The organism is Klebsiella sp. CB_Kp196 (assembly GCF_040061575.1).
Taxonomy (GTDB): Bacteria; Pseudomonadota; Gammaproteobacteria; order Enterobacterales; family Enterobacteriaceae; genus Klebsiella; species Klebsiella michiganensis.
The window spans coordinates 165358-182659 of record NZ_JBEAFH010000032.1; the positions used below are offsets into that span (position 1 = coordinate 165358).

Consider the following 17302-nt stretch of genomic DNA (forward strand, 5'->3'; position numbering starts at 1 on the left):
GACTTATTTGCCATAAATATCAAAGCTAAAGTATTTTTTCTGGATCGCGTCGTAGGTGCCGTCGGCGCGGATTGCCTTAATGGCGCCGTTCAGCGCATCGCGCAGCGCCGGGTTGTCTTTATTCACCGCAATCCCCACGTCGGAAGAGATGCCTCCGTCCTGGATAACCGGACCGGCAAAGGCGAATTTCTGCCCGCGCGGGGTATCAATAAAGCCGGTCGCCGCCTGGATATTATCCTGCAACGCGGCGTCGATGCGCCCGGAGAGCAGGTCGAGGTAGACGTTATCCTGGTTAGCGTAACCGACAATCTTCACGCCATGATTGGCCCAGTTGGCCTTCGCAAACGCTTCATGGGTGGAGCCGGTCTGGACGCCGACGGTTTTGCCTTTCAGGCTGGCGACGTCAGGCAGCAGCGGGCTGCCTTTGCGCGCCACCAGCTGCGCCGCGCTGCGGTAGTAGCGGTCGGTGAAATCCACTTCCTTTTTACGCTCATCGGTAATATTGAGCGAAGCGATAATGGCATCGAACTTATGCGCGTTGAGGGCGGCGATCATGCTTTCGAACGGCTGCTTCACGAAAACGCATTTGGCTTTTAGCTGGGTGCACAACGCATTGGCGATATCAATATCAAAGCCGGTAATTTCACCGCTGGGCGCCAGCACGTCAAACGGCGGATAGCCGCCATCGACGCCAAAGCTGATGGTGTCAAACTGCTGGGCGGCCAGCGGCGCGCTGAGCGCCATGCAGGCCAGTAGTGCGGCAAGGCGTATTTTCATTTCGATCTCCCCGGTGTTGGCGCGGTGATTAAAAACGCAGTGAGAGGCAGGTCAGGCCGCCATCCATTTTCTTAAATTCGCTGGTGTCGAGCTGCACGATAGGCATTCCCAGCTTGCTGATTTCGCCCAGGGTATAGGGGTAGCCCTGCGGCGTAATTAAGGTATCGTTGATCCACAGCGTATTTCCGGCGTAGGCCTCCTCTTCCGGGATCACGATGCTGTTGAAGCCGCTAAACGCCGGATGGTTAACGTAGCCTTCCGTCAGCAGCAGCGTATTGCGGCCCACATAGTTGACGATCGATTTCAGATGCAGACCGGCGCTCACTTCAATCGCCGCGACCTGATAGCCGTGCGGCTCAACGACGGCGGCAAACTCGCGGATCCCCTGCTCATCGGTGCGCGCCGTCAGGCCGATAAAAAACTGCTTATCCACTAACAGCACGTCGCCGCCGTCCATATGCCCGCGCTCGCTCATCCGCGCCAGCGGACGGAACCCCGCCAGCACCGGCGCAATGGTATCGACCTCGCCCTGACGGCTCGGCGCGCCCGGATGGGTGATCACCGCCAGTTCCGGCATCACCACCGCGGTATCTTCAACAAAGTGCGCATCAGGATAATCCGCAGCCGCGGGCAGTACGGTGACCTTCAGGCCAAGCTGCAGCAGGGTTTCCACATAGGCGAGAAACTGGCGGGTGGTGGCGGCGATATCCGGCGCGCCCAGCCGGGCGGTAGTTTGTCCTGCGCCGCAGGTGGCGGCCGGGAGACGGGCGATAGCTTGGGTAAAATGCATAAAGAACCCTCTGGTAGTGGTCGCATTGCTTAAGGCAAAATCGTGAGTGAATTGGATTATCAAACAGATGCCGCCGCCAATCAGGCTGAATCACTTTCCGGGGCCGCTTATTCACGCTGTATATCAGTTCAGATTCGACGTATTCCGCTGTGACCCTTAAGAAACAGCGGATGACGGGCAATAACTAACCGGATTCATCGCCCGGCTAAGCAAAATCATTAAGCGAATTTTACGCCTAACTATTCACCGTAACCGGCTCTGCGAAAAGCGTTTTTTACAGACATATCTGGACAGTCTTTTCATAATTCCTCCATTTTTAAGCAGCGTTCGCTGGCTAAACTAGTATCATTCCGTGAAACGTTTCAGGATGAGATAGCAAATTAATGAAAGGTAGCAATAAAAGCCGTTGGGCTGCGGTGCTGGTGGTCGCGATCGTCGCGGGCGCCGCGTACTGGTTCTGGCAGGGTCGCGAAGCGGCAAACAGCGGCGCGCCGACGGCATCAGGCGCGCGTCAGCAGGGGCCCGGAGGCGGACGCCCCGGTCGTTTTGGCGCCGCCCTCGCGCCGGTACAGGCGGCCACCGCCACCAGCGAAGCGGTACCGCGCTACCTTTCCGGCCTCGGCACCGTGACGGCGGCGAATACCGTCACCGTCCGCAGCCGCGTCGACGGCCAGCTGCTGGCCATCCACTTTACCGAAGGCCAGCAGGTCAAAGCGGGCGATCTGCTCGCGGAAATCGACCCCAGCCAGTTTAAAGTCGCCCTCGCCCAGGCCGAAGGCCAGCTGGCGAAAGATCGGGCCACCCTGGCCAACGCCCGTCGCGATCTGGCGCGCTACCAGCAGCTGGTCAAAACCAATCTGGTTTCCCGGCAGGAGCTGGACACCCAGCAGTCGCTGGTCAGCGAAACCCTGGGTACGATCAAAGCGGACGAAGCCGCCGTCGCCAGCGCCCAGCTGCAGCTGGACTGGAGCCGCATCACCGCGCCAATCGACGGCCGGGTCGGCTTAAAACAGGTGGATATCGGCAACCAGATCGCCAGCGGCGACACCACCGGGATTGTGGTGCTGACGCAAACCCACCCGATCGACGTGGTCTTTACGCTGCCGGAAAACCAAATCGCCACGGTGGTACAGGCGCAAAAGGCGGGGAAAAAGCTGGCTGTCGAAGCCTGGGACCGCACCAATAAACAGAAAATCAGCGAAGGCTCACTGCTGAGCCTCGATAACCAGATTGACGCCACCACCGGCACCATCAAGCTGAAAGCGCGCTTTACTAACCTTGACGATGCCCTGTTCCCGAATCAGTTCGTCAACGCCCGTATGCTGGTCGATACCGAGCAGAACGCGGTGGTGATCCCAACCGCCGCGCTGCAAATGGGTAACGAAGGCCATTTCGTCTGGGTACTGAACGATGAGAACAAGGTCAGCAAGCACACCGTCACGCCGGGTATTCAGGACAGCCTGAAAGTGGTGATCAACGCCGGGCTTTCCGCCGGCGATCGCGTCGTAACCGACGGTATCGACCGTCTGACCGAAGGCGCGAAGGTTGAGGTGGTGGAAGCCCACGATGCGGCTACCGCCGCCGAGCCGGAAAAAGCCACCAGCCGCGAGTACGGTAAAAAAGGAGCGCGCTCCTGATGCAAGTGTTACCGCCGAGCAGCACGGGTGGCCCTTCCCGTCTGTTTATCATGCGCCCGGTCGCCACGACGCTGTTAATGGTGGCCATTATGCTGGCCGGGATTATCGGCTATCGTTTCCTGCCGGTTTCGGCGCTGCCGGAAGTGGACTACCCGACGATTCAGGTGGTAACCCTCTATCCCGGCGCCAGCCCGGACGTGATGACCTCGTCGGTGACCGCCCCGCTGGAGCGCCAGTTTGGCCAGATGTCCGGCCTCAAGCAGATGTCTTCCCAGAGCTCCGGCGGCGCGTCGGTGGTCACGCTCCAGTTCCAGCTCACGCTGCCGCTGGACGTCGCGGAACAGGAAGTACAGGCAGCCATCAACGCCGCCACCAACCTGCTGCCTTCTGACCTGCCTAACCCTCCGGTCTACAGCAAAGTTAACCCCGCCGATCCGCCGATTATGACCCTTGCGGTCACCTCTTCCGCCGTGCCGATGACCCAGGTCGAGGATATGGTGGAGACCCGCGTGGCGCAGAAAATCTCCCAGGTTTCCGGCGTCGGGCTGGTCACCCTCGCGGGCGGCCAGCGCCCGGCGGTACGCGTCAAGCTCAACGCCCAGGCCATCGCCGCCCTCGGGCTGACCAGCGAAACGGTGCGCACCGCGATAACCAGCGCCAACGTCAACTCGGCGAAGGGTAGCCTCGACGGCCCATCGCGGGCGGTGACCCTCTCCGCCAACGATCAGATGCAGTCGGCGGAAGATTACCGCCGGCTGATTATCGCTTATCAGAACGGCGCGCCGATTCGCCTCGGCGACGTCGCCACCGTGGAACAGGGCGCGGAAAACAGCTGGCTTGGGGCATGGGCGAACAATCAGCGGGCGATCGTCATGAACGTCCAGCGCCAGCCGGGGGCCAACATTATCTCGACCGCCGACAGCATCCGCCAGATGCTGCCGCAGCTCACCGAAAGCCTGCCGAAATCGGTTAAAGTTCAGGTGCTTTCCGACCGCACCACCAATATCCGCGCCTCGGTCAGCGACACCCAGTTCGAGCTGATGCTGGCCATCGCCCTGGTGGTGATGATTATCTACGTCTTTCTGCGCAACGTCCCGGCGACGATTATTCCCGGCATCGCCGTACCGCTATCGCTGGTCGGCACCTTTGCGGTGATGGTATTTCTCGATTTTTCGATTAACAACCTGACGCTGATGGCCCTGACCATCGCCACCGGCTTTGTGGTCGATGACGCCATCGTGGTGATTGAAAACATCTCGCGCTATATCGAGAAAGGCGAAAAGCCGCTGGCCGCCGCCCTGAAAGGGGCCGGAGAGATTGGCTTTACCATTATCTCGCTGACCTTCTCGCTGATTGCGGTGCTGATCCCGCTGCTGTTTATGGGCGATATCGTGGGCCGTCTGTTCCGCGAGTTCGCCATTACCCTGGCGGTGGCGATCCTGATTTCCGCGGTGGTGTCGCTGACCCTGACGCCGATGATGTGCGCCCGCATGCTGAGCCACGAGTCGCTGCGCAAGCAGAACCGCTTCTCGCGCGCCAGCGAGCGTTTCTTTGAGCGGGTGATCGCCGTCTATGGCCGCTGGCTGAGCCGGGTGCTGAATCATCCGTGGCTGACCCTGAGCGTGGCCCTCGGTACGCTGGTGCTGTCGATTATGCTGTGGGTGTTTATTCCGAAGGGCTTCTTCCCGATTCAGGACAACGGCATTATCCAGGGGACGCTGCAGGCGCCGCAGTCGGCGTCGTTCGCCAACATGGCCGAGCGCCAGCAGCAGGTGTCGGCGGCGATACTCAACGATCCGGCGGTGGAAAGCCTGACCTCCTACGTCGGCGTCGACGGTACCAACCCGGCGCTCAACAGCGCCCGCCTGCAAATCAACCTTAAGCCGCTGGACGAGCGCGACGATCGCGTACAGACGGTGATCGCCCGCCTGCAGAACGCGGTGAGCGGCATTCCCGGCGTCGAGCTCTATCTCCAGCCGACGCAGGGTCTGACCATTGACACCACCGTCAGCCGCACCCAGTACCAGTTCACCCTGCAGGCCAACTCGCTGGACGCGCTCAGCAACTGGGTCCCGCAGCTGCTGGCCCGGCTGCAGGCGCTGCCGCAGCTCTCCGACGTCAGCAGCGACTGGCAGGATAAGGGCCTGGCGGCGTATATCAACGTTGATCGCGATAGCGCCAGCCGTCTCGGCATCAGCATGGCGGACGTGGATAACGCGCTGTATAACGCCTTCGGTCAGCGCTTAATCTCCACCATTTATACCCAGGCGAATCAGTACCGCGTGGTGCTGGAGCATGATACCCAGGCCACGCCGGGGCTGGCGGCGCTGGATAATATTCGCCTGACCAGCAGCGACGGCGGGATTGTGCCGCTGAAATCCATCGCCAGCGTCGAGGAGCGCTTTGCCCCGCTATCCATAAACCATCTCGATCAGTTCCCGGTTACCACCATCTCGTTTAACGTGCCGGACAACTATTCGCTGGGCGATGCGGTCGAAGCGATTCTTGGCGCCGAACAGGCGCTGGCGTTCCCGAGCGATATCCGTACCCAGTTCCAGGGCAGCTCTCTGGCCTTCCAGTCGGCACTCGGCAGCACCATTTGGCTGGTGGTTGCCGCGGTGGTGGCGATGTATATCGTCCTCGGGGTGCTGTATGAAAGCTTTATTCATCCGATAACGATTCTCTCCACCCTGCCGACGGCGGGCGTCGGTGCGCTGCTGGCGCTATGGCTGGCGGGGAGCGAACTGGACGTTATCGCGATTATCGGCATCATTCTGCTGATCGGCATCGTCAAGAAAAACGCCATCATGATGATCGACTTCGCGCTGGCCGCCGAACGCGAGCAGGGCATGCCGCCGCGCGAGGCGATCTACCAGGCCTGCCTGCTGCGCTTCCGCCCGATCCTGATGACCACCCTCGCCGCCCTGCTGGGCGCACTGCCGCTGATGCTCAGTACCGGCGTCGGCGCGGAGCTGCGGCGTCCGCTGGGGATTGGCATGGTCGGCGGTCTGATGCTCAGCCAGGTGCTGACGCTGTTCACGACTCCGGTTATCTACCTGCTGTTCGACCGGCTGTCGCTGTATATGAAGAGCCGATTCCCGCGGCGTGAGGAGGAGGCGTAGGTGAAGTTTTTCGCCCTCTTCATTTACCGTCCGGTGGCGACGATTCTGATTTCGCTCGCCATTACCCTGTGCGGCATCCTCGGTTTCCGCCTGCTGCCGGTGGCGCCGCTGCCGCAGGTGGATTTCCCGGTCATCATGATCAGCGCCTCGCTGCCCGGCGCGTCGCCGGAGACCATGGCCTCTTCGGTGGCGACGCCGCTGGAGCGCTCTTTGGGGCGGATTGCCGGGGTCAATGAGATGACCTCCTCCAGCTCGCTCGGCAGTACGCGCATCATTCTTGAGTTCAACTTTGACCGCGATATCAACGGCGCGGCCCGCGACGTGCAGGCGGCGATTAACGCCGCGCAAAGCCTGCTGCCGAGCGGCATGCCGAGCCGTCCGACCTACCGCAAAGCCAACCCGTCAGACGCGCCGATCATGATCCTCACCCTCACCTCGGATACCTGGTCCCAGGGTGAACTGTACGACTTCGCCTCTACCCAGCTGGCGCAGACCATTGCCCAGATTGACGGCGTCGGCGACGTGGACGTCGGCGGCAGTTCGCTGCCCGCGGTGCGCGTCGACCTCAACCCGCAGGCGCTGTTTAACCAGGGCGTATCGCTGGACGCGGTGCGCACCGCCATCAGCAACGCCAACGTACGTAAACCGCAGGGGGCGCTGGAAGATGCCACCCACCGCTGGCAGGTGGCGACCAACGACGAGCTGAAGACCGCCGCCGAATACCAGCCGCTGATCGTGCACTATAACAACGGCGCGGCGGTGCGCCTCGGCGACGTCGCCAACGTCACCGATTCGGTGCAGGACGTGCGCAACGCCGGGATGACTAACGCCAAACCGGCGATTTTGCTGATGATCCGCAAGCTGCCGGAAGCCAATATCATCGAGACGGTGGACAGCATTCGCGCCCGCCTGCCGGAGCTGCAGCGCACCATCCCGGCCTCTGTCGATCTGCAAATCGCCCAGGACCGCTCGCCGACCATCCGCGCCTCGCTGGAGGAAGTGGAGCAAACGCTGGTCATCTCGGTGGCGCTGGTGATCCTCGTGGTCTTCCTCTTCCTCCGCTCGGGGCGCGCGACGCTGATCCCGGCGGTGGCGGTTCCGGTTTCGCTGATCGGCACCTTTGCCGCCATGTACCTGTGCGGCTTCAGCCTTAACAACCTGTCGCTGATGGCGCTGACCATCGCTACCGGCTTCGTGGTCGATGACGCCATCGTGGTGCTGGAAAATATTTCCCGCCATCTGGAAGCCGGCATGAAGCCGCTGCAGGCGGCGCTGCAGGGGAGCCGGGAAGTCGGTTTTACCGTGCTGTCGATGAGCCTGTCGCTGGTGGCAGTGTTCCTGCCGCTGCTGCTGATGGGCGGCCTGCCGGGAAGGCTGCTGCGCGAATTCGCCGTTACCCTGTCGGTGGCGATTGGCATTTCGCTGGCGGTCTCTCTGACCCTGACGCCGATGATGTGCGGCTGGCTGCTGAAAAGCGGCAAGCCCCACGAGCCGACGCGCAAGCGCGGGGTTGGCCGCCTGCTGGTGGCGATTCAGGGCGGATACGGCAAATCGCTGAAGTGGGTGCTGAAGCACAGCCGCTTAACCGGACTGGTGCTGCTTGGCACCATCGCGCTGAGCGTCTGGCTCTATATCTCAATTCCCAAAACCTTCTTCCCGGAGCAGGACACCGGGGTGCTGATGGGCGGTATCCAGGCGGACCAGAGCATCTCGTTTCAGGCGATGCGCGGCAAGCTGGAGGACTTTATGAAGATCATTCGTGAAGATCCGGCGGTGGACAACGTCACCGGTTTTACCGGCGGCTCGCGGGTCAACAGCGGAATGATGTTTATCACCCTTAAGTCGCGCGATGAGCGCCATGAAACGGCGCAGCAGATTATCGATCGGCTGCGGAAGAAGCTGGCCAAAGAGCCGGGGGCCAACCTGTTCCTGATGGCGGTACAGGATATCCGCGTCGGCGGCCGTCAGGCCAACGCCAGCTACCAGTATACGCTGCTGTCGGACGACCTTGCGGCGCTGCGGGAATGGGAGCCGAAAATCCGCAAAACGCTGGCGGCGCTGCCGGAGCTGGCGGACGTCAACTCCGACAGCCAGAATAACGGCGCGGAGATGGATCTGATCTACGATCGCGATACCATGTCGCGGCTCGGCATCAGCGTGCAGGACGCCAACAATCTGCTGAACAACGCCTTCGGTCAGCGGCAGATCTCAACCATCTACCAGCCGCTGAACCAGTATAAAGTGGTGATGCAGGTCGACCCGGTCTACACCCAGGACGTCAGCGCCCTCGATAAGATGTTTGTGATCAACAGCGAAGACAAGCCGATTCCGCTCTCCTATTTCGCCAAATGGCAGCCGGCTAACGCGCCGCTGTCGGTGAACCACCAGGGGCTGTCGGCGGCGTCGACCATCTCCTTTAACCTGCCTACCGGCAAGTCGTTGTCGGAAGCCAGCGACGCCATCAACCGGGCGATGACCCAGATTGGCGTGCCGTCCAGCGTCCGCGGGTCGTTCGCCGGGACCGCGCAGGTGTTCCAGGAGACCATGAACTCGCAGGTGATCCTGATTCTGGCGGCCATCGCCACGGTCTACATCGTGCTGGGGATCCTCTATGAGAGCTACGTTCATCCGCTGACCATTCTGTCGACCATTCCGTCCGCCGGCGTCGGCGCGCTGCTGGCGCTGGAGCTTTTCGATGCCCCGTTCAGCCTAATCGCGCTTATCGGGATTATGCTATTAATTGGCATCGTGAAGAAAAACGCCATCATGATGGTCGATTTCGCCCTTGAGGCGCAGCGCAACGGCAACCTGCCGCCGGAAGAAGCGATCTTCCAGGCCTGTCTGCTGCGCTTCCGGCCGATAATGATGACCACCCTGGCGGCGCTGTTCGGCGCGCTGCCGCTGGTTATCTCCGGCGGCGATGGCTCCGAGCTGCGCCAGCCGCTGGGGATTACCATTGTCGGCGGCCTGGTGATGAGTCAGCTGTTGACCCTGTACACCACGCCGGTGGTCTATCTGTTCTTCGACCGTCTGCGGCTGCGTTTTTCGCGAAAAGTCCCTCAACCGGTAAGCGAATAACATGACAGATCTTCCCTCCAGCGTGCGCTGGCAGCTGTGGATAGTGGCCTTCGGCTTTTTTATGCAGGCGCTGGATACCACTATCGTTAACACCGCCCTCCCCTCCATGGCGCAGAGCCTCGGGGAGAGCCCGCTGCATATGCATATGGTTATTGTCTCCTATGTGCTGACGGTGGCGGTGATGCTGCCCGCCAGCGGCTGGCTGGCGGATCGGGTCGGGGTGCGGAATATCTTTTTTAGCGCCATCGTGCTGTTTACCGCCGGCTCCCTGTTCTGCGCGCAGGCCGCCACGCTCGATCAGCTGATACTCGCCCGCGTGCTGCAGGGCGTCGGCGGCGCGATGATGGTGCCGGTTGGCCGCCTGACGGTGATGAAAATCGTCCCGCGCAGTCAATACATGGCGGCGATGACCTTCGTCACCCTGCCCGGCCAGGTGGGTCCGCTGCTCGGCCCGGCGCTCGGCGGGATGCTGGTGGAGTACGCCTCCTGGCACTGGATCTTCCTGATCAACATTCCGGTCGGCATCGTCGGCGCCATCGCCACGCTGTGCCTGATGCCCAACTACACCCTGCAAACCCGGCGCTTTGATATCTTCGGCTTTATTCTGCTGGCCGCCGGCATGGCGACGCTGACCCTGGCGCTCGACGGTAAAAAAGGGCTCGGGCTCTCCCCCCTGTGGCTGACGGCGCTGGTGGCCATCGGCGCGGCGTCAATGCTGTGCTATCTGTGGCACGCGCGCGGCAACCGCAACGCGCTGTTTAGCCTGAAGCTGTTTACCAACCGCACCTTTTCTCTTGGCCTTGGCGGCAGCTTCGCCGGGCGTATCGGCAGCGGCATGCTGCCGTTTATGACGCCGGTGTTTTTACAGATCGGCCTCGGCTTTACGCCGTTCCACGCCGGGCTGATGATGATCCCGATGGTGCTCGGCAGCATGGGGATGAAGCGCATTGTGGTCCAGGTGGTCAACCGCTTCGGCTATCGCCGGGTACTGGTGACCTCGACGATTGGCCTCGCGCTGGTCAGCCTGCTGTTTATGGCCGTTGCGCTCGCCGGCTGGTACTGGCTGCTGCCGGTGGTGCTGTTCCTGCAGGGGATGATTAACTCCAGCCGCTTTTCTTCAATGAATACGCTGACCCTGAAAGACCTGCCCGACGATCTGGCCAGCAGCGGCAACAGCTTGCTGTCGATGGTCATGCAGCTGTCGATGAGTATCGGCGTCACTATCGCCGGGATGCTGCTCGGTCTCTACGGCCAGCAGCATATCAGCGCCGATGCGGCGATCGCTCATCAGGTCTTTCTCTATACCTACTTAAGCATGGCGGTGATTATCGCGCTGCCGGCGCTGCTTTTTTCCCGCGTACCGGATGACACCACGACCAATACCGTGATTCGTCGCCGTAAAAGGAGTGAGTCTTGAAGTTCTGGCGTCCCGGCATTACCGGCAAGCTGTTTATCGCGATCCTCGCCACCTGCATCGTGCTGCTGATCAGTATGCACTGGGCGGTGCGTATCAGCTTTGAACGCGGCTTTATTGACTATATCAAGCGCGGCAACGAACAGCGCCTGACCATGCTCGGCGATGCCCTGAGCGAGCAGTATGCCCAGCACGGCAGCTGGACGTTCCTGCGCAACAACGACCGCTTTATTTTCCAGCTGCTGAAAACCTTTGAGCGCGACAACGATGACCGCTCGCCGCCGGGCCGCGGTATGGGCCACGGTCCGATGGATGAGCCGCACGGTGGCCCCGGCCCGGAAGAGATGCCGCCGGACGCCGCGCCGGACCGGCCGCTCGACGGTCCACGCGGCGATCGTGGCGACCGCGGTCCCGGCCCCGATATGCCTCCGCACGGTTGGCGCACGATGTTCTGGGTGGTCGATCAAAAAGGACGCGTACTGGTGGGCCCGCGCGAACGCGTGCCGAAGGACGGTACCCGGCGCAGTATTATGGTCGACGGCGTTGAGGTTGGCGCGGTCATTGCCTCGCCGGTTGAACGCCTGACGCGCAACACTGATATCAACTTTGACCGCCAGCAGAAACGTACCAGCTGGCTGATTGTCGCCCTCGCCACGCTGCTGGCGGCGCTGGCCACCTTCCCGCTGGCGCGCGGCCTGCTCGCGCCGGTTAAACGCCTGGTTGAGGGGACGCACCGTCTGGCGGCCGGCGATTTCTCCACCCGCGTCGCCGCCACCAGCAGCGATGAGCTGGGGCGTCTGGCCAAAGATTTTAACCAGCTGGCCAGCACTCTGGAACGCAACCAGCAGATGCGCCGGGACCTGATGGCCGATATTTCCCACGAGCTGCGCACGCCGCTGGCGGTGCTGCGCGGGGAGCTGGAGGCGATTCAGGATGGGATCCGCAAATTTACCCCGGACTCCATCGCCTCCCTGCAGGCGGAAGTCGCCACTCTCACCAAACTGGTCGATGACTTACACCAGCTGTCGATGTCCGATGAAGGCGCCCTCTCCTACCAGAAAACCTCGGTGGATATCATCAATCTGCTGGAGGTCGCCGCCGGCGCGTTTCGCGAGCGCTTCGCCAGCCGCGGGCTGTCGATCGGCGTTTCGCTGCCGGAAAGCGCGACGATTTTCGGCGACCGGGATCGCCTGATGCAGCTGTTTAATAACCTGCTGGAAAACAGCCTGCGCTATACCGATAGCGGCGGCGGCCTGCAGATTAGCGCCAGCCAGAGCGGGGATATGCTGGTTCTCGATTTTGCCGATAGCGCCCCCGGCGTCACCGATGAACAGCTGGAGCGGTTGGTCGAGCGTTTTTATCGTACTGAGGGGTCGCGCAATCGTGCCAGCGGCGGCTCTGGTTTAGGGCTGGCGATTTGCCTTAACATTGTCGCGGCCCACGGCGGTACTTTGCGTGCCGGCCATTCGCCTTTGGGCGGGGTTAGCATTAAAGTAGAACTACCTCTGGAACGTAATTTATCGAGAGACGTATGACTGAATTACCTGTTGATGAAAACACGCCACGCATTCTTATCGTGGAAGATGAGCCCAAGCTGGGTCAGCTGCTGATCGATTATCTTCAGGCGGCGGGCTATGCGCCGACGCTGATTAATCACGGCGATCGGGTTCTCCCGTACGTTCGCCAGACGCCGCCGCATCTGATCCTGCTGGATCTGATGCTGCCCGGCACCGACGGCCTGACCCTGTGTCGGGAAATCCGCCGTTTCTCTGAGGTACCGGTGGTCATGGTCACCGCCAAAATCGAGGAGATCGACCGCCTGCTGGGGTTAGAAATCGGCGCCGATGACTATATCTGTAAGCCCTACAGCCCGCGCGAGGTGGTGGCCCGCGTGAAGACCATTCTTCGCCGCTGCAAACCGCAGCGCGATCTGCAGGCGCTGGATGCGGAAAGCCCGCTGATTGTCGACGAAGGTCGTTTTCAGGCTTCCTGGCGCGACAAGCTGCTGGACCTCACGCCCGCCGAGTTCCGCCTGCTGAAAACCCTCTCCCAGGAACCGGGTAAAGTCTTCTCGCGCGAACAACTGCTGAATCATCTATACGATGATTACCGCGTGGTGACCGACCGAACGATCGATAGCCATATCAAAAACCTGCGGCGTAAGCTGGAGTCGCTGGACGCCGAGCAGTCGTTTATCCGCGCCGTTTACGGCGTAGGGTACCGCTGGGAAGCCGACGCCTGCCGGCTGGCATAATTAGCCCCTGCCCGACTTTTCCCCGGCTCGCGCTGCGCTTAGCCGGGCTACTGGCTCACCGCCGTCTGCGGGCCGGGTCGCCCGGGCAGGCGCGTCAAGCGCCGCCTCCGGGGAAAAAGCAGCGGCTGAAACCGGCAGATAGCGGCCGCTTGATGCCTACCCGGAACTGATTTGCCGTCCGCTTATCGCCAAAGATACCCGACTGATATTTACTCCCCTCCCCCACGGCGCTACAATGCCCGCCCTTAATGTGGGGGCACTCCCCAACTCGCCGTACCGGGTGCGGCGAATCTGACCTGTCATCAGAACGAGAAAATCATGTTTAAACCGGAACTCCTTTCCCCGGCGGGAACGCTGAAAAATATGCGTTACGCTTTCGCTTATGGCGCAGATGCCGTTTACGCGGGCCAACCGCGCTACTCCCTGCGCGTGCGTAATAACGAATTCAATCACGAAAATCTGCAGCTCGGCATCAACGAAGCCCACGCGCTGGGTAAAAAATTCTATGTGGTGGTCAACATTGCCCCGCATAACGCCAAGCTAAAAACGTTTATTCGCGATCTGAAGCCGGTGGTGGAAATGGGGCCGGACGCGCTGATCATGTCCGACCCGGGGTTGATCATGCTGGTGCGCGAAAATTTCCCGCATATGGATATTCACCTGTCGGTACAGGCCAACGCCGTCAACTGGGCGACGGTCAAGTTCTGGCAGCAAATGGGACTCACCCGCGTTATTCTCTCCCGCGAGCTGTCGCTGGATGAAATCGCCGAAATTCGCAGCCAGGTGCCGGAAATGGAGATCGAAATTTTTGTCCACGGCGCGCTGTGCATGGCCTACTCCGGCCGCTGCCTGCTCTCTGGCTATATCAACAAACGCGACCCAAACCAGGGGACCTGCACCAACGCCTGCCGCTGGGAGTATAACGTGCAGGAAGGTAAAGAAGACGACGTCGGTAATATCGTGCATAAGCACGAACCGATCCCGGTGCAGAACGTCGAGCCGACGCTGGGCATCGGCGCGCCGACTGACCAGGTGTTTATGATTGAAGAGGCCAAACGTCCGGGCGAATACATGACCGCTTTCGAAGACGAACACGGCACCTACATCATGAACTCGAAAGATCTGCGCGCGATTGCCCACGTTGAGCGCCTGACCCAGATGGGCGTCCACTCGCTGAAAATCGAAGGCCGCACCAAATCACATTACTATTGCGCCCGTACCGCTCAGGTCTACCGCAAGGCCATTGACGATGCTGCCGCTGGCAAACCGTTCGACACCTCCCTGCTGGATACCCTGGAAAACCTCGCGCACCGTGGCTATACCGAAGGCTTCCTGCGTCGCCACACGCACGATGACTACCAGAACTACGAGCACGGCTACTCCGTTTCCGAACGCCAGCAGTTTGTCGGCGAATTTACCGGCGAGCGCAACGGCCAGCTGGCGGCGGTGGCAGTGAAAAACAAATTTTCCGTCGGCGACAGCCTTGAGCTGATGACCCCGCAGGGCAACGTTAACTTTACCCTCGAGCATATGGAAAACGGCAAAGGCGAACGCATGCCGGTGGCGCCGGGCGATGGCCACACAGTATGGTTGCCTGTTCCGGAAGATATGGCGCTGCAGTATGCGCTGCTGATGCGTAATTTTACTGGTCAGACGACCCGAAACCCGCACAGTAACTAGTTAATTTGGGTTATTTTTTCACGATGTAAAGATATTAGAAACGGATCACATACCGGTTCGTTCAAAGCAGATATCATCCATTTCGCTGAAAAACATAACCCATAAATGCTAGCTGTACCAGGAACCACCTCCTTAGCCTGCGTAATCTCCCTTACGCGGGCTTATTTTTTTATCTCTCTCCCGGCCTTCCCTTTCCGCATGCGGTACACTTTATGCATCATTGAGCAACAAAGGTCCCCTGATAATGTCCACGTTTCCAGCCAGCTTACTGATTCTGAATGGTAAAGGCGCCAATGAACCGTCCCTGCGAGAGGCGGTTAAACTGTTACGCGACGAAGGTATCGACATTCACGTCCGCGTCACCTGGGAAAAGGGCGATGCCGTTCGGTTTATCGATGAAGCCCTGACGCTGAACGTCGAAACGGTGATTGCCGGCGGCGGCGATGGCACCATCAATGAGGTGGCGACGGCGCTGGTGGAGCGCGACGGCAATCTGGCGCTGGGGATTTTACCGCTGGGCACGGCGAACGACTTCGCCACCAGCGTCGGCATCCCTCAGGATCTGGCCAGCGCCCTGAAGCTGGCCATCGTTGGCCGCGATGTGGCGATAGATGTTGCACGGGTTAACGATAAGACCGGTTTTATTAATATGGCCACCGGCGGTTTCGGCACCCGAATCACGACCGAAACCCCGGAGAAGCTCAAGGCCGCGCTGGGCGGCGTCTCTTATTTAATCCACGGCCTGATGCGCATGGATACGCTTAAGCCTGACCGCTGCGAAATCCACGGCGAGAACTTTCACTGGCATGGCGACGCGCTGGTCATCGGCATCGGCAACGGGCGCCAGGCCGGCGGCGGCCAGCAGCTGTGCCCGGAAGCGTTAATCAACGACGGCCTGCTGCATCTGCGCATTTTCACCGGCGAAGAGCTAATCCCCGCATTGTTCAGCACCCTGGCCAATCCGGAAACCTCGCCGAATATTATCGACGGCGTCTCATCGTGGTTCGAGATCACCGCTCCCCACGAGATGACGTTTAATCTCGATGGTGAACCGCTAACCGGCAAAACCTTCCGTATGGAGCTGTTACCGGCCGCGCTACGCTGCCGACTGCCGCCGGACTGCCCGCTGCTACGTTAATCAGGTTTCGCAAAGCAAAGACGGCGCCCGGCTGGTATACAGCAGCCGGGTACGTTCGTTGAGCCGCTGGATGTTAAGGTAAAACGGCACCTGCGGCTGGAGGAAAAACGCTGGCAGGATACGCTTTACATGCTCCTCCTGCTCGGTCTCGCCGATGCTGGCTGAGACGGTTTCCGAACGCAGGAAGTAGTGCTGGCCGTCGCGGGTAAAGCTAAACCAGATGTTCTGATTAATGGTAAACGCAGCGCCCTGCGGCGGCGTAATTTCCCCCCGGACCATCGCCAGCCCGCGGCTGCTATCAAATACGTAGCGTAAGGAAATATCGCCCTGGTAGCCTGCGTTAATTAGCCGCATCTCGCCGCTGCACTGGAAATGATTGCGCTGCCAGTATTGCCAGGATTTTATCATTATTCCGCTAAGCACCCCGATAAATACGATAGCGATTAACCATTTAATTTCACGCGGGCGCATTGGCTACCTCCTTAATGTAATATTTGGTGAGGCATTGATTATCACGCCATTGACTAAATGGCTGACGGCAGCGAATCACCGACACCCGCGCTTGCCCGGGATAAAGCGTCAAATAAATCCACGAGTATTCTTCACATTCAAATTTGCTGCGCTTGATAAAATTGACATGACGAACGTGATCAACCACATCATTATTGGCAAAGAAATGACATTGTTGCGAAAGTTTAGCAATTATGGGCGAATAAGTTTGCAAATAAGAGTCGAATTCTGTTTGCCACGCAACAAAACCGCCGACCAGACAGCTCAGCAGCGCCGCAAGCCCCCATAACAGAGAGCATCGCGGCCTTAACCGCTTTTTTTCAGGCACACTCGCAGCCGCGACCTCCTCGTGCACGGGCCCATCCAGGGGCACCTGTGGCTCCGGCGCCTTCTCCATCTCGCACGGCTGGGACTCCGTCACCGATATTGTCGCATCCAGCCTGACGCCAACCCTCGGCAGCGTAATAATAATATCGCCCTCCATGCCCAGCTCTTTAAATGCCCGGCGCAGCAGAGAAATATTCTGGTAGAAACCGTTGCTGGTTACCTGGGAGCCATGCTTTATCCACACTTCCTCGAAAAAGGTTTCGCGGGCAACGGTTTTGCCATCCTGCTGAATAAGCAGCAATAAACAACGGCTGGCCGGCATATTTAATGAAACCGTTTTCGTCTCGTCAGCAATGAGTATTAGAGCACCACGTTGAGGAATAAATGTAATTATTCCATTAATCGTATATGTTTTTTCCATCCTGTTCCCTGAGAATAGTAATCAAGTGGATAAGCGGCATGGGTACCCTACTCTAAATACGGTAATCCTTTATGACGCAGCTGATAACTTAAGATTATTCGCAGGCGAGTTTACTCTATTACTCAGCGGATCTGGAGGCGTAATGCGCAGTTTT

12 protein-coding genes are annotated in these 17302 nt (G+C 59.9%); 8 read left to right on the plus strand and 4 right to left on the minus strand.

Annotated features, from left to right (window positions below; genetic code table 11):
- Positions 1-3: 3 nt before the first annotated feature.
- Together ABLU87_RS06500 and ABLU87_RS06505 are read right to left on the minus strand one after the other, a co-directional pair.
- Positions 4-777: an ABC transporter substrate-binding protein gene (locus ABLU87_RS06500; protein ID WP_014838973.1), complete on the minus strand. Its 774-nt coding sequence runs from the start codon at positions 775-777 to the stop codon at positions 4-6.
- A gap of 28 nt (positions 778-805) precedes the next feature.
- Entirely contained in the window at positions 806-1567 is a 762-nt protein-coding gene (locus ABLU87_RS06505) for an amidinotransferase (RefSeq protein ID WP_049082631.1), read from the minus strand.
- 383 nt (positions 1568-1950) lie between these two features.
- Between ABLU87_RS06505 and ABLU87_RS06510 the strand changes: the two genes are divergently transcribed.
- The 8 genes from ABLU87_RS06510 to yegS all read left to right on the plus strand — a co-directional run bounded on the left by ABLU87_RS06510 (position 1951) and on the right by yegS (position 15890).
- A complete protein-coding gene (locus ABLU87_RS06510) occupies positions 1951-3204 on the plus strand; it encodes an MdtA/MuxA family multidrug efflux RND transporter periplasmic adaptor subunit (protein WP_049082632.1) in 1254 nt (417 codons plus the stop codon).
- Positions 3204-6326, plus strand: coding sequence for an MdtB/MuxB family multidrug efflux RND transporter permease subunit (locus ABLU87_RS06515; protein ID WP_128334763.1), 3123 nt, complete (start codon positions 3204-3206; stop codon positions 6324-6326). Before ABLU87_RS06510 ends, ABLU87_RS06515 begins: the two co-directional genes overlap by 1 nt.
- Complete coding sequence (mdtC, locus tag ABLU87_RS06520; RefSeq protein WP_016946935.1) at positions 6327-9404, plus strand: multidrug efflux RND transporter permease subunit MdtC; 3078 nt, start codon at positions 6327-6329, stop codon at positions 9402-9404.
- Between the two features lies 1 nt (position 9405).
- A complete protein-coding gene (locus ABLU87_RS06525) occupies positions 9406-10821 on the plus strand; it encodes an MFS transporter (protein ID WP_014230099.1) in 1416 nt (471 codons plus the stop codon).
- Positions 10818-12353, plus strand: a complete 1536-nt coding sequence (baeS, locus tag ABLU87_RS06530; protein WP_016946933.1) for a two-component system sensor histidine kinase BaeS — start codon at positions 10818-10820, stop codon at positions 12351-12353. Before ABLU87_RS06525 ends, baeS begins: the two co-directional genes overlap by 4 nt.
- Positions 12350-13072, plus strand: coding sequence for a two-component system response regulator BaeR (gene baeR, locus ABLU87_RS06535; RefSeq protein WP_014230101.1), 723 nt, complete (start codon positions 12350-12352; stop codon positions 13070-13072). The genes baeS and baeR overlap by 4 nt, the downstream gene beginning before the upstream one ends.
- Before the next feature lie 318 nt (positions 13073-13390).
- Positions 13391-14752 carry a tRNA 5-hydroxyuridine modification protein YegQ gene (gene yegQ / locus ABLU87_RS06540; protein WP_025107782.1) on the plus strand — a complete coding sequence of 454 codons (1362 nt, stop codon included), beginning with the start codon at positions 13391-13393 and terminating at the stop codon, positions 14750-14752.
- 244 nt (positions 14753-14996) lie between these two features.
- A complete protein-coding gene (gene yegS / locus ABLU87_RS06545; RefSeq protein ID WP_128334764.1) occupies positions 14997-15890 on the plus strand; it encodes a lipid kinase YegS in 894 nt (297 codons plus the stop codon).
- Here the strand turns inward: yegS and ABLU87_RS06550 are convergent, their stop codons facing one another.
- Together ABLU87_RS06550 and ABLU87_RS06555 are read right to left on the minus strand one after the other, a co-directional pair.
- Complete coding sequence (locus ABLU87_RS06550) at positions 15891-16361, minus strand: hypothetical protein (RefSeq protein ID WP_014230103.1); 471 nt, start codon at positions 16359-16361, stop codon at positions 15891-15893.
- Positions 16348-17148: a winged helix-turn-helix domain-containing protein gene (locus ABLU87_RS06555; RefSeq protein WP_128334765.1), complete on the minus strand. Its 801-nt coding sequence runs from the start codon at positions 17146-17148 to the stop codon at positions 16348-16350. The genes ABLU87_RS06550 and ABLU87_RS06555 overlap by 14 nt, the downstream gene beginning before the upstream one ends.
- Positions 17149-17302: the final 154 nt, after the last annotated feature.

Bases quoted from the DNA above. Each gene is read 5' to 3' on its own strand.
- yegS (WP_128334764.1), top strand. From the start codon at position 14,997: ATGTCCACGTTTCCAGCCAGCTTACTGATTCTGAATGGTAAAGGCGCC.
- ABLU87_RS06515 (WP_128334763.1), top strand. From the start codon at position 3,204: ATGCAAGTGTTACCGCCGAGCAGCACGGGTGGCCCTTCCCGTCTGTTT.
- ABLU87_RS06525 (WP_014230099.1), top strand. From the start codon at position 9,406: ATGACAGATCTTCCCTCCAGCGTGCGCTGGCAGCTGTGGATAGTGGCC.
- yegQ (WP_025107782.1), top strand. From the start codon at position 13,391: ATGTTTAAACCGGAACTCCTTTCCCCGGCGGGAACGCTGAAAAATATG.
- ABLU87_RS06500 (WP_014838973.1), bottom strand. From the start codon at position 777: ATGAAAATACGCCTTGCCGCACTACTGGCCTGCATGGCGCTCAGCGCG.
- ABLU87_RS06505 (WP_049082631.1), bottom strand. From the start codon at position 1,567: ATGCATTTTACCCAAGCTATCGCCCGTCTCCCGGCCGCCACCTGCGGC.
- ABLU87_RS06555 (WP_128334765.1), bottom strand. From the start codon at position 17,148: ATGGAAAAAACATATACGATTAATGGAATAATTACATTTATTCCTCAA.
- baeR (WP_014230101.1), top strand. From the start codon at position 12,350: ATGACTGAATTACCTGTTGATGAAAACACGCCACGCATTCTTATCGTG.
- ABLU87_RS06550 (WP_014230103.1), bottom strand. From the start codon at position 16,361: ATGCGCCCGCGTGAAATTAAATGGTTAATCGCTATCGTATTTATCGGG.
- ABLU87_RS06510 (WP_049082632.1), top strand. From the start codon at position 1,951: ATGAAAGGTAGCAATAAAAGCCGTTGGGCTGCGGTGCTGGTGGTCGCG.